The sequence below is a fragment of the Pannus brasiliensis CCIBt3594 genome (genome assembly GCF_036688125.1).
Classification (GTDB): Bacteria; Cyanobacteriota; Cyanobacteriia; order Cyanobacteriales; family Microcystaceae; genus Pannus; species Pannus brasiliensis.
Genome location: NZ_JBAFSM010000014.1, coordinates 44,319 through 56,938 on the forward strand (window position 1 = coordinate 44,319; position 12,620 = coordinate 56,938).

Annotated in this window: 13 protein-coding genes; 9 read left to right on the forward strand and 4 right to left on the reverse strand. The window is 47.8% G+C overall.

Features of this window, described 5'->3' with window-relative positions; translation table 11 throughout:
- Nucleotides 1-38 precede the first annotated feature (38 nt).
- From V0288_RS09110 to V0288_RS09125, 4 genes are all read right to left on the reverse strand, one after another.
- Entirely contained in the window at nucleotides 39-821 is a 783-nt protein-coding gene (locus V0288_RS09110) for a hypothetical protein (RefSeq protein WP_332864768.1), read from the reverse strand.
- The gene (locus tag V0288_RS09115; protein WP_332864769.1) at nucleotides 818-2,134 is read right to left on the reverse strand and encodes a hypothetical protein; all 1,317 of its coding nucleotides are present in this window, start codon (nucleotides 2,132-2,134) and stop codon (nucleotides 818-820) included. The genes V0288_RS09110 and V0288_RS09115 overlap by 4 nt, the downstream gene beginning before the upstream one ends.
- Before the next feature lie 198 nt (nucleotides 2,135-2,332).
- Entirely contained in the window at nucleotides 2,333-2,746 is a 414-nt protein-coding gene (locus V0288_RS09120) for a MerR family DNA-binding protein (protein ID WP_332864770.1), read from the reverse strand.
- A 644-nt stretch (nucleotides 2,747-3,390) separates the two neighbouring features.
- Nucleotides 3,391-3,684, reverse strand: a complete 294-nt coding sequence (locus V0288_RS09125; protein ID WP_332864771.1) for an Arm DNA-binding domain-containing protein — start codon at nucleotides 3,682-3,684, stop codon at nucleotides 3,391-3,393.
- Between the two features lie 349 nt (nucleotides 3,685-4,033).
- Here V0288_RS09125 and V0288_RS09130 point away from each other — a divergent pair, with 349 nt between their 5' ends.
- The 9 genes from V0288_RS09130 (at nucleotide 4,034) to V0288_RS09170 (ending at nucleotide 12,614) form a co-directional block, all read left to right on the forward strand.
- Nucleotides 4,034-4,414 (forward strand): hypothetical protein, encoded by a 381-nt coding sequence (locus V0288_RS09130; RefSeq protein WP_332864772.1) that lies wholly within the window; start codon nucleotides 4,034-4,036, stop codon nucleotides 4,412-4,414.
- A 1-nt stretch (nucleotide 4,415) separates the two neighbouring features.
- Nucleotides 4,416-5,528 carry a hypothetical protein gene (locus V0288_RS09135; protein ID WP_332864773.1) on the forward strand — a complete coding sequence of 371 codons (1,113 nt, stop codon included), beginning with the start codon at nucleotides 4,416-4,418 and terminating at the stop codon, nucleotides 5,526-5,528.
- 9 nt (nucleotides 5,529-5,537) lie between these two features.
- A complete protein-coding gene (locus tag V0288_RS09140; RefSeq protein ID WP_332864774.1) occupies nucleotides 5,538-7,391 on the forward strand; it encodes a hypothetical protein in 1,854 nt (617 codons plus the stop codon).
- Complete coding sequence (locus tag V0288_RS09145; RefSeq protein WP_332864775.1) at nucleotides 7,384-8,973, forward strand: hypothetical protein; 1,590 nt, start codon at nucleotides 7,384-7,386, stop codon at nucleotides 8,971-8,973. Before V0288_RS09140 ends, V0288_RS09145 begins: the two co-directional genes overlap by 8 nt.
- A gap of 345 nt (nucleotides 8,974-9,318) precedes the next feature.
- Complete coding sequence (locus tag V0288_RS09150; RefSeq protein ID WP_332864776.1) at nucleotides 9,319-10,104, forward strand: hypothetical protein; 786 nt, start codon at nucleotides 9,319-9,321, stop codon at nucleotides 10,102-10,104.
- Between the two features lie 24 nt (nucleotides 10,105-10,128).
- A complete protein-coding gene (locus tag V0288_RS09155) occupies nucleotides 10,129-10,788 on the forward strand; it encodes a hypothetical protein (RefSeq protein ID WP_332864777.1) in 660 nt (219 codons plus the stop codon).
- A 13-nt stretch (nucleotides 10,789-10,801) separates the two neighbouring features.
- Complete coding sequence (locus tag V0288_RS09160; protein ID WP_332864778.1) at nucleotides 10,802-11,014, forward strand: hypothetical protein; 213 nt, start codon at nucleotides 10,802-10,804, stop codon at nucleotides 11,012-11,014.
- Between the two features lie 671 nt (nucleotides 11,015-11,685).
- Nucleotides 11,686-11,910 (forward strand): hypothetical protein, encoded by a 225-nt coding sequence (locus V0288_RS09165; RefSeq protein WP_332864779.1) that lies wholly within the window; start codon nucleotides 11,686-11,688, stop codon nucleotides 11,908-11,910.
- An 8-nt stretch (nucleotides 11,911-11,918) separates the two neighbouring features.
- The gene (locus V0288_RS09170) at nucleotides 11,919-12,614 is read left to right on the forward strand and encodes a peptidoglycan DD-metalloendopeptidase family protein (protein WP_332864780.1); all 696 of its coding nucleotides are present in this window, start codon (nucleotides 11,919-11,921) and stop codon (nucleotides 12,612-12,614) included.
- Nucleotides 12,615-12,620 lie beyond the last annotated feature (6 nt).

The window sequence follows — 12,620 nt, forward strand, 5'->3', positions numbered from 1 at the left end:
ATTGCTATAAACCGTCTCGTTTCCCCGACTTGAGACGATTAGAACCCGAAGGAATAACCGATCGTCAGTTTTAGCTGACTATTTCCCTCCGAACCCGTCGCGATATCTCCTTCGATACCGATATCGAGAACGTTCTGTAGACCGACTTGCTGGCGTAAACCCACCCCGGTGCGGATCACTACCCCACCGTTGACGTTTTCGCTGGCTAACACGCCCAATTCGGCGAGAAACGTTCGATCGAACCTTTTCGGGTAGCCGAGCGGCGTGGAATAGCCGAGAATCAGCCCCGGAATCACCGATCGATCCTCGCTATCCGGGTCGGTTTTCACTTCCAGATCGAGATTGAGATGCAGGCGATCGTATTGACCGACGGTTTTACTGGCGATTCCCCGAAGACGGAAATCGACCCCGCTCGCGTCGTTGCCGGTCGTTAATCCCGCGTCGGCCCGGAGCGCGAAAGCGGGAACCTCGTCGTACTCGCGATTGAAATTATAGAAGAACCCGATCGACAGATTCCCGATGTCGAAATCCGTATCTTCCGAATCGACCCGTCCGCCAACGCTCGGCTCGATCCCGATAATCATGTGGCCGTTAAGGATCACCCCGTTCAGATACTCGAAGCTAAATTCTCCCCCGACCGATCGATTTTCCAGAAAGACGGCACTGGCACCGAATTCTAGGGACTGTTCCCCGAAACCGATACTTTCCGCGTCCTCGAACGAGAGAGGGCGATCGGAGTCGAGATTATTGTGATCGTTGGCGGTAACGGGAGAAACCAAAGCAAACAGCGAACCGATGCCGATTAAAATCGCTCTTTTCATCGTTTCTCTCCCGAATCGCCGTGATTATGTCCCTCGTGTCCGGTCGCGGGTTTCGTTTCCGGGTTCCCCGAATCGCCGTGATTATGTCCCTCGTGTCCGGTCGCGGGTTTCGTTTCCGGATTCCCCGAATCGCCGTGGTTATGTCCCTCGTGTCCGGTCGCGGGTTTCGTTTCCGGGTTCCCCGAATCGCCGTGATTATGTCCCTCGTGTCCGGTCGCGGGTTCGGTTTCCGGATTCCCCGAATCGCCGTGATTATGTCCCTCGTGACCTACTCCCTCCGGCATCAATCCCATCCCCGGTGTTCCCGCCATAAACCGGTGGTCGTGAAGTCCATCTCCCCCGTAATTTTTGCCCGGTTCCATTCCCCGGTGATTCGCGGCCATCACTAACCAAGTGGCGCGGGTGATCTGTTCCTCCTTCTGTTTCTCGGTCATCCAATCGGACGCGATGATGTCGTTCACCATATCGTGCAACATATGCAGGTTGTCGAAGGTGTTGGCGATATAGGGGAAACGTTCCGCGAAACGGGGGCTGAGTTCGGCGAACATGGGCATGAAGGGTCGATCGACCCGATACAGTTCTTTCTCGTGATACTGTCGCCCCACTTTCTCGTAAGCTTTCCGTTGTTCGTCTAGAGTCTTGCCGTAGAGCAGATCGTACATCGACCCCTGTAACCAGTGGTAACCCCAGAACAGGCCGTTGACTTTGGGATATTTCTGTCGGAAAGCCTTGGAGTAGGGTTGTCCGTCGAGGTAGCCCATATTCATCGGCAAACCCGTGATCGCGTAGGGAACTTTCGTCACGTAAAATTTATACAGGCGATCGATCTCGGCTTCTTTTTCGGCCTCGGTTAATTTCGTACTGGCGAGGACATCGACGGTCTGCGCGTGGAAAACGTGCGCCCAGTCGAAAACCTGTTCCAAGACCCCGTATTTCCTGCCGAAAGTGGGGGAAATATTGGCCTCGTCGGGCATAAATCGCGGGGGATTTTTTAACACCCATTGAATTTTTTCAAAGGTTTCGGTTTCTAAACCTTTCTCTTTGCCGGTGACGAGATCCTCGTAGGCGAACGCGTGACCGACCGCGACCGCGTTGAGATCTTTCGCTAACGATTCGACATTGTAGATCGCGTCGTTGTAAACCCCGCGTTTACGATAGATATGATTGCGTTGTTTGTTATACATCCAACCGGGTAGATCGGATGGAACGGCTTGTAGAGCGCGGGTTGCTCGTTGCTCCGATCGCGCGGATCGATCGGCGATCGGACTCGCCACTAAAACGAGCGTCACGAGAGATAAAAGTAGTTTTTTCATGTTTTCTCTGGAATAGATTGACCGATTGAATCGTCTGAAATGGGAGTGAGAATCCGCTCGAAGAACGAGTTGGAAATATTCGCGATTCCGACCGGGGGCGAGCGGAAGCCTTCCCTTCAAGGGGAAAAATTTTTGGCGGGAGTACCGGTTTCCCTTAAACACCCGCCCCCTACCTTCTCTGACTCTTCGCTCGATTCTTCAGATTTTGAGGTTAGGGCAGATAAATCGCTCGTCCGGTCGCGGTTTTTCCTCCCATTCCCCGAAAGTCTCGGTTAGCTGTTGTCGTAGGAGAAGTAATTGCTCGACCTGGCGATCGATCTCCCGGATCTGTCCCTCTAACTTTTCCTTGATCTCCTCGCAGGGAAGTTCCCCCCGTTCGTGAACGCTCAAACAGTCCCGTATTTGCTGGAGACTTAAGCCGAGAGTTTGTAAACGTTTGATAAATAGCAATCGATTGACCGTATCGGGTCTAAATAGGCGGAATTGTCCCTCGGTACGACCGTCCGAGCGGATTAATCCTAATTCCTCGTAGTAGCGAATCGTTTTAATCGGGACACCGCTCTCGATCGAGAGTCGGCCGATTTTGAGGTGGTCTGCCAGGGCGCTCGACACGATCGTCTCTCCTTACGTTTACCTTCAGTCTAGAATCTCCAGTTAACTGGAGAGTCAAGGGGCTAGACAAAATCTTGATACTTCGTCCTCGCGAGAACTGTTATTCCATGATTTCAGGTAAAAATAAAATCAAGATGAAAAATATAGACAAAAATGGAGGTTGAATCTTGTCGATCGCCACGCCGACGAGAATTAGCCGAGCGGGCGGGTTGAATCTTGGAAAAATAAACCCGAGTTTCGATCCGCTTAACTCAATGAACGCTGTTAGTGACGGGAAAAATCGATCGCCCCACCCGCGCGGAGATATGTAGTTTCCGAAATAATCGGCTAACGTCTTTTTGAAACGAGAATCGCCCGTTGGGAGCGATCGATTCTCGGAAAACAAGGCCGATTCTAACGTTGAAATGCATCACCCACTCAAATCCGCTTCGGCAGTCACGTGTGGTCATTACCACCTCACACTCGGTCAATCCTTCTGTCATGGGCGATCGATATTTCCCTCACCCGTCCGATCCGTGAGAACGCCCTCAGCGTCTATGAGTCAGGGTGATGCATTTCAGATTTGAATCCGCGTGACAAGAAACGCTCCAGTATTCGATTAGATTACTGATTCATTATCTTAAGTTTCGGGATGTCTGTATTCCTTAACTGTTCATACCTTGATCCAGCAACGCCTCTTTCAGCGATAAGGGCTTATACTTCGCGAGAGTCGGGTTGAATCGTTCTAGGGCGATGTCGGACTCGATAATTTTGGCTTTCGCCTCGGCCACCACGCGATTTATTTTACTGTCGGGCAAACCCAATGATAAGTAATGGCGAGTGCCATCGTAGGAAAAAACGCGTTGTCGTCGGCCGTTCGATCCCTCGATCCGAATCGATCCTTTACTCGCTCTACCTTCAGGTCGCGGGGGGCGAAATGTTCCGAAATGACCCGACATTAGAACACCGGTATTATAGAACGAACCTCGGTACTTGCTACCGAGGCCCGCGGAACGATTGATTCTCGTTGAAGGCGCCACCCAGATTCGAACTGGGGGTAAAGGTTTTGCAGACACCTAGCCGAAAAATTATCCGTCTCTCCCCGCTTCGATTATAGCTCACGCGGAAAAAGCCTTGCCTAGCCCTTGCCTAAAATCCCCCGTGTAGTCTGTCTGTAGTGCGAGAATTATAGGATTAGTCCGATCGGGATTTGTCGCGCGATCGAGCGCCTCCGCGGTCTAGGATCGATCGACAAATTTTCTTTCTATCTATAGAATGGATGTAATCCTATTGTTTTCGGCTGTATTTATGGCACTACCTGTTACTTTCCTGGGTGAGAATACCCAAACCGGGCTAGGGAGCGAGATCTCCCTAAATCCTAATAAACGCTATCTCGTGATCCCTTGGGAGGATATAGCTGATTCTATCAACTCCTTAACCATCGTTCCTAATAGTCTGGAAGATTGGATCGCCGCTTTTGTTTACAAGCTTATTAGCTTAACAACTTCCGATACTAATGCTACGGGGGCTAAAATTACGGCTAGTAGAAGATTTTCGGCGATCGACAATGGCAAGTCTATTGATGAAGGCAATTTCGAGGCGAATACTACTCTCGCCTTATACAGTGTCTTGCTAGGCTTATATATCCCCGATTCTAATCCCACCAGACCTACCGCTTCGAGCCTCTAACATGGATAAAGTATCTATCGGTAAATTGTACCCTTCTCGGTCTAAAAAGATTTTGAGAAGGGTTCCCTTTCCTGTTCCTCCTAACTCTAACTATGACTCTACAGGAGCCTATTGTAAGGGGATTAGGGGCGATCGTTGTGTGTGGGTTACAGTCCCTATACTGATTCCCAAAAAGATTCGCTTTAAGTATCCCGATGAAGAGTGGCAGGAGGTAGAAGGCGAGACTTATAGCGTTGATAAAGCTCAATCTCAAGGAGGCGATCACCTATCTCAATGGTACTTATGGGATTGTACAATTAACGTAGAATATTGGCATGATTTCGGTAATCAAGTTTATAGAAATGTCGCTATCTTTAGGGCATGGCATGGCGTAAGATATACGAATTATCGTATTCCTGCTTTTGTAGGCACTTTTGTTAGTGCCAGAGTGTTAGGGGATATTAGAACCTATGGTTTATTATTTACAGGCTGGAATATAGAGGTAACTTATAGAGATGCGAGTAATAGTCTAAAAACTTTAATATTTGAAACCCAGTTTACTAACGCGACAGGAGAAAATAGATACTGGGAAAGATATGAGAGTAAAAGCATTATAAATATTTCTTTTAGCAACGTTTACGGTCAGCCTCCGCCAGAAACGTGTGTATTTAAGATATTTAACAAAGACGATCAGGAGGTTTTTAGCCGCACAGAATCAGTATGTCCTGAAGTCGAAGTCATCGAAAGGCAGTGTGTTTTCGACAAAGCTACAGAGTTTAATGTGTTAGTGACTAATATTCTAGGGCGATTAAGTCTCGATTCTTTAGCGGAGTTCGAGGATATACAGGTTGTCACAGAAAATAATTGTTTAAAAATTAATAGGAGGCAGTTTTCTACCGATTATAGTAGCGTCATTGTTCAAAATTTGGAAACTATATGTTCTCCCGAGGGATGTCCTCCGCCAGAGTATCGAGTGGATTGTATGTGTGGGTACTGCAAGGATAAAAAATGCCCACAAGGTACAGTGAAAAAGATTTTAGTAGGTGGTATTTTACAGTGTATCGATAAAAGTGGATGTATTTTAAAAGAGATACCTTACGACGATCGTTGTGAAGTTTTCAATTGTAAATGTTAAGGAGATGGTATGCCTGTAGCCACTTGTTACTGCACTAAAGAAGAGTGCGATTCCTTAAGAAAAAGGATAGAAATTCTTGAGAAAGAAGTTAAACGCCTTGATAGGGAGAAGTGCGAGACTCGTGAATGTTCTCGTATTAGAGAAATAGCAACACAGGCAAGAAGAAAGGTTATTCAACTAGAGAGTGAATTTGCCGATCATAAAAGTCAGGCTATTCCCAAAGCTCATAAATTTGAATATAAACCAAACGTAGGAGTTAACCTTAGTGGTAACGCTACAGCTTACGGATTTAATATAGCCGTTAGCGTGAGCGTAGATCGGTCTGTTGGTGCCGACTCGCAAGCCTTTAATCTATCAAAAAATAAACCAACCGTAAAAAACTCTATTAGCCTAGCCGCTAGTAAAAACGGAACTTTAAAAGTATTTTCTAGCGTATGTGTTGATGGGGTCTGTAGTAACGATTCATCTACTGTAACTATCCCTTTAGGTAAAAGCAATCCTTTTAACTTACCAAAATTACCTACCTTACCTCGAATCAACTTACCGACTATAAGACCTGTAATTCCTTTACCCTTACCTATTCCAAAATTACCTCCTTTACCTATTAAATTACCTCTACCTTATGGCGTAGGTATACCTTCACCTAGTGGAATAGGTTTAAGAGGAGTCGGTGGGGGTGGCAATCAATTCAATCAACCAGTAACCGTTGTCACTCAGTTTAATCAAGTAACGGGAATATTAACTACTACTGTTAAAGTAGGATCTAGAGCGGGAACAGGGACGGTAAATATCGTGGATCAAGAAATTAAAAACAATGTCAAGCGTATTTATCAGATTTTAGGGGGCGATCAGTGGTTTGAGGAAGGAATCGAGCCTAAAATTACACTAGATACTGAATCTTACATTAAAGGTTTTGTAGCTAGTCAGTGGGGACTTGAAGCCGAAAAGACTAGCCCTAGTCCCGCACAAATCAAAGATATGATCGATGTAGTTGGGGTTATTAGCTCTTTAAATTACTTCAGACAAGGCTTACAGGAGTATCCTTTAGAAGTTCCGAAAGATATATCGGAAATCCCCGAGGATGGACAGGAGGAAATGGAAACTATCCCCTACGCTTCCAAGTTTGACGAGTGGCGTTTCCGTCAGCTTGACGCGCTTTTCGGACAGTTCCCGATTAAGATTCGCATCGAGGATAATGACCTGATCAAGACGGGCGATCAGCCGGTCGAGGTGAAGCTACCCAACCTCGCGGAGACCGTGGCGGAGTTGGTCGGGAAGAGCATCACCAACGAGGCACTGGTTAACCTGTTAGCGAATATCAATTTTCGACTTCTTAACGAGTTAGGTTCTACGAAGTTACAGGGGTTCAAATCCCATAAAATCTTAGAGGCGATCGCTACCTATCTCGGATACGAGGATGGGCAGAAAACGGAGAAAATACGGTTTCTCTATAATCCTAACTATACGGTCGAGGAAGGGAAACAGCCGATTTTCGAGGAGTTGCTGAAGGAGACGGAAATCGATGTCATCGTGGACGATATGCGGGAGAAAACGCCGTTAGAGGGGAAATTAGATATTCTCCTGTACGCCGCCAACATTATTAAGGCTTCGCTGTTCGAGGAAGCGAATCCTAATAGTGATGCCGATTGGGAAAACTATGTTAAAACCTTTAAAGATTTGGTCAAGGGAGAGAAGGAGAAAGAGGAGGAAAAGAAAGACGATTTAGACGACTTCCTACAGAAAGTGGAAGAGGGGTTCACGCAAGAGCCAGGCATTATCGACCCGACGAAACCCTACGGACGAAGCAGAGACCAGAGACCGCGTATCAGAAAATTGGGGGCTACGGAAGGTGGGATTGATTAATCTGACGAGAAGTGTTTTGAGATCGGAAATCGTTCGGCAGGAGGTGACGGGCGAGGGGAGTAACCGAACCCGCACTATCGCGAAAGCGAACTCTCAATCGGGGGGAAACTGGTTTACCCAGTTACTTGGAAGTTTAGGGGGTGGTTTAGCCAAGTTTGGAGGCTGGTTACTTGCTGGCTTAGGATTCATAGGGTTTAGTTTTTCAGCTTTAATGTCATTTATGCAAGGGGGGATCGGATTTCTCTTTAACTTCAACTGGAATATTACCGACAAGGAAATTGATTCGATTTTAAAAGGAATGCGTCTAGCGTTGGTCGGTCAATTGGGGGAAACGATAGGCAATTCTATCGGATTCTTAATTTGTGGTATTCTCCCTGGCGTGGTTTTAGCCAAATTCAATAAAGCTCTAGCCGCTTATGTTTTAAAGGAAGTATCGGAAGAGGCTTTTGATGAGTTAATGGGAAATCTAAGAGTTTTGTTGAGACAGACTGTTTATACCCTTGCCGCTCATGCTTTCTACAGCCTCTATAAAAATACAAGAAACTTTATTAAAGACTTTTTCAAAAATCCGAATAGCCCACAGTCCCAATTCGGGCGCAGATTATTTGGGGATAGTTTTAATGATGCGATTAAGTCATGGGGAGCCGAAGGAAGCAAGCCGTGGTCATTTAATATCTGGATTCAAAATAAAATTGAGTCCATAGAAGATGATTATGCTCAGGAGTTTTGGGAAAATGCGTGGGAAGGATTCGTAGAGGGGTGTAGTGAGGCTGGTTTCGTGTTGGCTCAATCCCTCGATAACTGGTTCGCCCAACAGCGCCTACAGAATAATCAGGTGCTGGGAGAGGATACCGCGCTGGAGATCATCCCCAATCGCGAGATACCCGACGAACGGATCATCGTGGCGGGAGCGCGGGAGATCGTCAAGCCCGCGATCGTGTCCGCACTGTCGCATCATCAATTGATAGACAACCGAGATATCGGGCAATGGATAGGGGAAACCGTTCGAGAGGCTACAGGGAAAAGCTTTGTAGAAGGGTTGGCTTTAAAAATCGCATTCAGAGGCAAGAAAAAGCCGCCATTTCGAGATAGTCAACGGGCAGGATACACCATTTTTAACGTCAAGCGATCGGCGTTGGACTGGGAGAAAATCAAGCTTGCTTGTGGGGGTGATAACGGGTATCTGTGGGGACGATTCTTAGCCATCGTCAAGTTTGTCGATCCCGGAATTCCGAACATGAAGGTCTACGGGGCGACGAAAGCCGAGGCACAGGATAGAGCGGAAGCGTTTCTCGCCTTAGCCGATCTGGAAGTAGCGGGGATAAACGTCACCGAAGAATTAAAAGAGGGCAATCGTCGGAAATACGATCAGGCACTTTATAAGGAGACCACACGCATTTATCCCGTCCACTGTACGGTTATCAACCGGCAGAAGGTTCTTAACGAGGAACAGGGACGCGCGACGTTAAGCGGGGCATACAAGGAACGGAAATTTCGATTGAATCTCTGGACGGATACGAAGCCGGATAACTGGGATGAGGTCATCCGGGAATTGACGACCACCAGAGGGCCGAACGGTTAGGTGAAGTATTTTCGATGTCGAAGTAAGAACGCTCTCTCTTTATCCAGTTGGTTAACGACCTCCTCGTAACCCATTCCGGTTTCTTCCGAGAGCCGGCGAACTAACGGGTCTCTCGGCGCGTAATTTACGGGATGCCCCCATTTTTTTCGCTCTCGTAGAATAGCCCGCTTAGAGCGGGTACCTAGCAACGGGTAAAGAATCAAGTTCATATTTTCCAGCACTCGGTGCAAACAGCAACATCTAGATATTGTAACCACCCTAACGTTTATTCGAGGGCTAGGCAACGGAAGGCAGAGTGAATACAGTGAAAGTACGTTCTTTCACTTGGATTTGGAGAATTAATCTATGGCTTTGCAGTATTTGGACGCGGCGGGAACGGCGACGAGCGCCGGGATTTTTATCCCTCGCGACAACCTAAACGGGCTTACCGCTAACAGCGAACTGGCGAGCGGGGAATCGACCATCACCAAACAATGTAAATTCTTAGCCGCGTTTCTCGCGACCTTTCAATCGACACTCGCGGCTAATCGGGCGAACTCCAGTTCCCTCGCGACGGGATTGGGCTTCGCTCTCACGAAAGGGAACCCGATCGGCTCGGGTCAGGGGCGATTCTCTCAAACCTTCATCGCCACGTTTACCACCGTCTTCGATAACACCGATAACACCGCCTATCCGATTCCCGTCCCCACCGCGGGAACCAGTAACGGCAAGGGGATTCTGAAAATTACCGACATTTTCCCCGACGCGCTCGCCGTTGCCGCGAGTGGAGCGATTTCCGAGGCGGGCGTGGTCATCCCCCATACGGACGTTGATATGTACGGGGCTGAATCCACTACAGCCGTAGACAACGATACTCAGTCTCGGAAATGGTTCGCGGCGGTTTTCCGGATGCTATTCGACACGATCCCCCAACGGGAAGCCGGGGTCACTCAATCGGCTCTAACCGTGAAAGCTTTAAACGAAATCACTCAATACGATCTCGCGGACAGTGACACGGCTTCAACCAATCCGACCACGGGGCTATCCTCTAGCGAGCTTACTATGCTCGATATTTACTCGCGGTCTATCCAGTTCTCGATCGAGTATCTGATCAACGAGGTCACGCAGACTTTCGATGTCCGTGTGGCGTAATCTAACTAAAATTCGAGGTGAAACATGGGAACCCGAGGCGTTAAGCGAGACCAAAAGATAATTGTTCTGGTAAACGAAACTAGCAAGTTGTATTACCAGTTCCTTACAAAAGATTTAGCCGCCACTACCCTTTTAACGGATTCAGACCTAATCAATATCGGACACATAAAATTAGGCGAAAACGGCGACGACACGGTAAAGCCGCCTAGTGGGGCGATTATTTTACTTCGGTGCAACTCTCCGAAACCGCCCAGAGTGGCTTTAAACATCTCTTCCGGTCTTACCAATACTACTTTGGCGACAAAGGCAAGCACTTTTTGTGCCGTCAACAAAGTCAAAGCGGCTATCGCCGCGGGATGGACGGTTCAGCATCAAGGGTTAGTTCCTAGCGTGGGAACCACACGGAAATCTATCATTACCGCGGCGAAACTTTCCAACGGACTCCTTTACGTTTTTGATATGCTTCGCGCGGATTTCACTAGATTCTCTACTGAACTAGGATTGATAGACCCCGCATCTATCAATACTGAAACAGAACGATCGAAGCTAATAACCGGAACATCGAACAACAGACCCGGACAAGCGGCAAAAACCATTGGCGACAGCAAAGCCAAATTCTTTTACTCTCATGACGCTCCTTTAGGGGATGGTTGGAGACCGCTATCTAAAGAGATAGTCAGCTAGGAGAATATAAGCCATGACATCTAACAATCTTCTGCTTTATCCGTGGGATAAAGGATTCGCGGAAATTCTGCATTCCGCACCACCTCCTAACTGGAGGGCGCAGGTTACAGGGGACGTGGCTTATATCGCTCCCGACCTAAACGGCGTTCTTTCAGTTCTGGCAGAAAATCAGGTCGATGAATATCTGGAAGCTAACCCGGAACCGGAAGACGAATTCTTTCTATGACCCTACTTCTAGACGATCTAGGAATCTGGACAAACCTAGGAACGCTGTTTCCATCGGGTGACTGGGTAACTTTCCCGTTACCCGCCGAAAGAGGTCTTTCGATTTTCCGCGCGAGTTGGGGCGGCGATCTCTCGGATATTAAAAGCTTCGTTTACTTGCGAGCGATTTACACCCGAGGGGGATTCGCCGAACCCGATTCGCGATGGAAAAGACTCTATCCAAAGTCAGGAAGCGAAATTTTCTTTCTGACTTTGCCAGAAGAGTTACAGTCTCAGGGAATATCGAGAGCTTTTCAATGTCAAAAATGGTTCCGACGATTACGACTTGGAATAAACAAAGATTCCCGATATTCCCTGAATTTACAGGAATTCCAGCCATTACCAGAGTTCGAGCAAAATTTTAAGGTTCTCAAAGCGTCAGATTTGGACGCGATAACTGTCCGAATTATCGAGGCTATCCGAGAAGAAATCCCGTGAAAAATTTCCTCAGTCCCACCACTGTAGTTCTAATCGCTCTTATTTTATCGGCGGGACTAACTTTTTTAAGCGGTGGCTCGATTAACTGGGAGGGATTAGGAAAGGATTCAATTACCTATTACTTTGTTTACCTAAGAGGCAAGGACGACGGGAAGAAAACTAAAAACCCTGAAAACAACGACCCCGAATAAAGATATGCACAACACGGAAGCACGGAGAGCCAGCGATACTTACGTCCCTCTAAGCTTAGTAATTCACGCGATCACCACGATCGGCGCTCTGGTGGGACTGTGGATAACGATTAACGCCGCTATCGCCAATCAGGAAAAACGAATGACAACTCTTGAGGTAAGGATGGAGCGTTTAGACGAAGTAACCAAGAAGTTAGAAGCCTTGGAAGAAAAATGTTCTTTTAAATAGGAAAAGTCATGTTATCTAAACAATACCCGAAACTTGCGGAAGTTGCCGAGGGAAACACCACTACTAATATCGAGGAAACCGAAGATAGAGCTTTGATAGCGGAACTCCAACGCCTTCTAAATTCTAAAGGCTTTAACGCCGGACAGATCGACGGGTTCGCGGGAACCAAAACCCTCGCCGCGCTGGAGAAGGCGAAAGACCATTTACACCTACAATTTCCGGAACTTCTCGGGAAAACGACGATCGAGAAACTTTTCGAGATGCACCCGATCAGGGGATACGTTCAGCCAACAAGGGGAATAGGACGGCTATCATCGCCGTTTGGATACCGAATTCACCCGATCCGAAAAACCCGCGCTTTTCATCGTGGCATTGATATAGCCGCGGATCGAGGAACCCCGATCTATGCCATAGCGCCCGGACGGGTTTCCGTGGTCGAGAGCGGGTGCAAGGGCGAGAATAATAGCTGTGGCGGGGGATTCGGGAATCATATTAGAATCCTCCATCTCGATAACCCGTCTTTTAGCGAATCTCTATACGCGCATCTACAATCGGCGAACGTCCGCAACGGGCAGATCGTGGAAGCCGGAGAGGTAATCGGGACGATGGGAAGTTCGGGACGGTCTACCGGCCCTCATCTCCATTTCGAGATCTGGCGGAACGGACAGGCGATAAACCCTGAAGACGTGATGAGCGTTGTATGAACCAGT

Coding starts and splice junctions, on each gene's coding strand:
- V0288_RS09110 (WP_332864768.1), bottom strand. CDS start 821: ATGAAAAGAGCGATTTTAATCGGCATCGGTTCGCTGTTTGCTTTGGTT.
- V0288_RS09115 (WP_332864769.1), bottom strand. CDS start 2,134: ATGAAAAAACTACTTTTATCTCTCGTGACGCTCGTTTTAGTGGCGAGT.
- V0288_RS09125 (WP_332864771.1), bottom strand. CDS start 3,684: ATGTCGGGTCATTTCGGAACATTTCGCCCCCCGCGACCTGAAGGTAGA.
- V0288_RS09130 (WP_332864772.1), top strand. CDS start 4,034: ATGGCACTACCTGTTACTTTCCTGGGTGAGAATACCCAAACCGGGCTA.
- V0288_RS09135 (WP_332864773.1), top strand. CDS start 4,416: ATGGATAAAGTATCTATCGGTAAATTGTACCCTTCTCGGTCTAAAAAG.
- V0288_RS09140 (WP_332864774.1), top strand. CDS start 5,538: ATGCCTGTAGCCACTTGTTACTGCACTAAAGAAGAGTGCGATTCCTTA.
- V0288_RS09150 (WP_332864776.1), top strand. CDS start 9,319: ATGGCTTTGCAGTATTTGGACGCGGCGGGAACGGCGACGAGCGCCGGG.
- V0288_RS09155 (WP_332864777.1), top strand. CDS start 10,129: ATGGGAACCCGAGGCGTTAAGCGAGACCAAAAGATAATTGTTCTGGTA.
- V0288_RS09160 (WP_332864778.1), top strand. CDS start 10,802: ATGACATCTAACAATCTTCTGCTTTATCCGTGGGATAAAGGATTCGCG.
- V0288_RS09165 (WP_332864779.1), top strand. CDS start 11,686: ATGCACAACACGGAAGCACGGAGAGCCAGCGATACTTACGTCCCTCTA.
- V0288_RS09170 (WP_332864780.1), top strand. CDS start 11,919: ATGTTATCTAAACAATACCCGAAACTTGCGGAAGTTGCCGAGGGAAAC.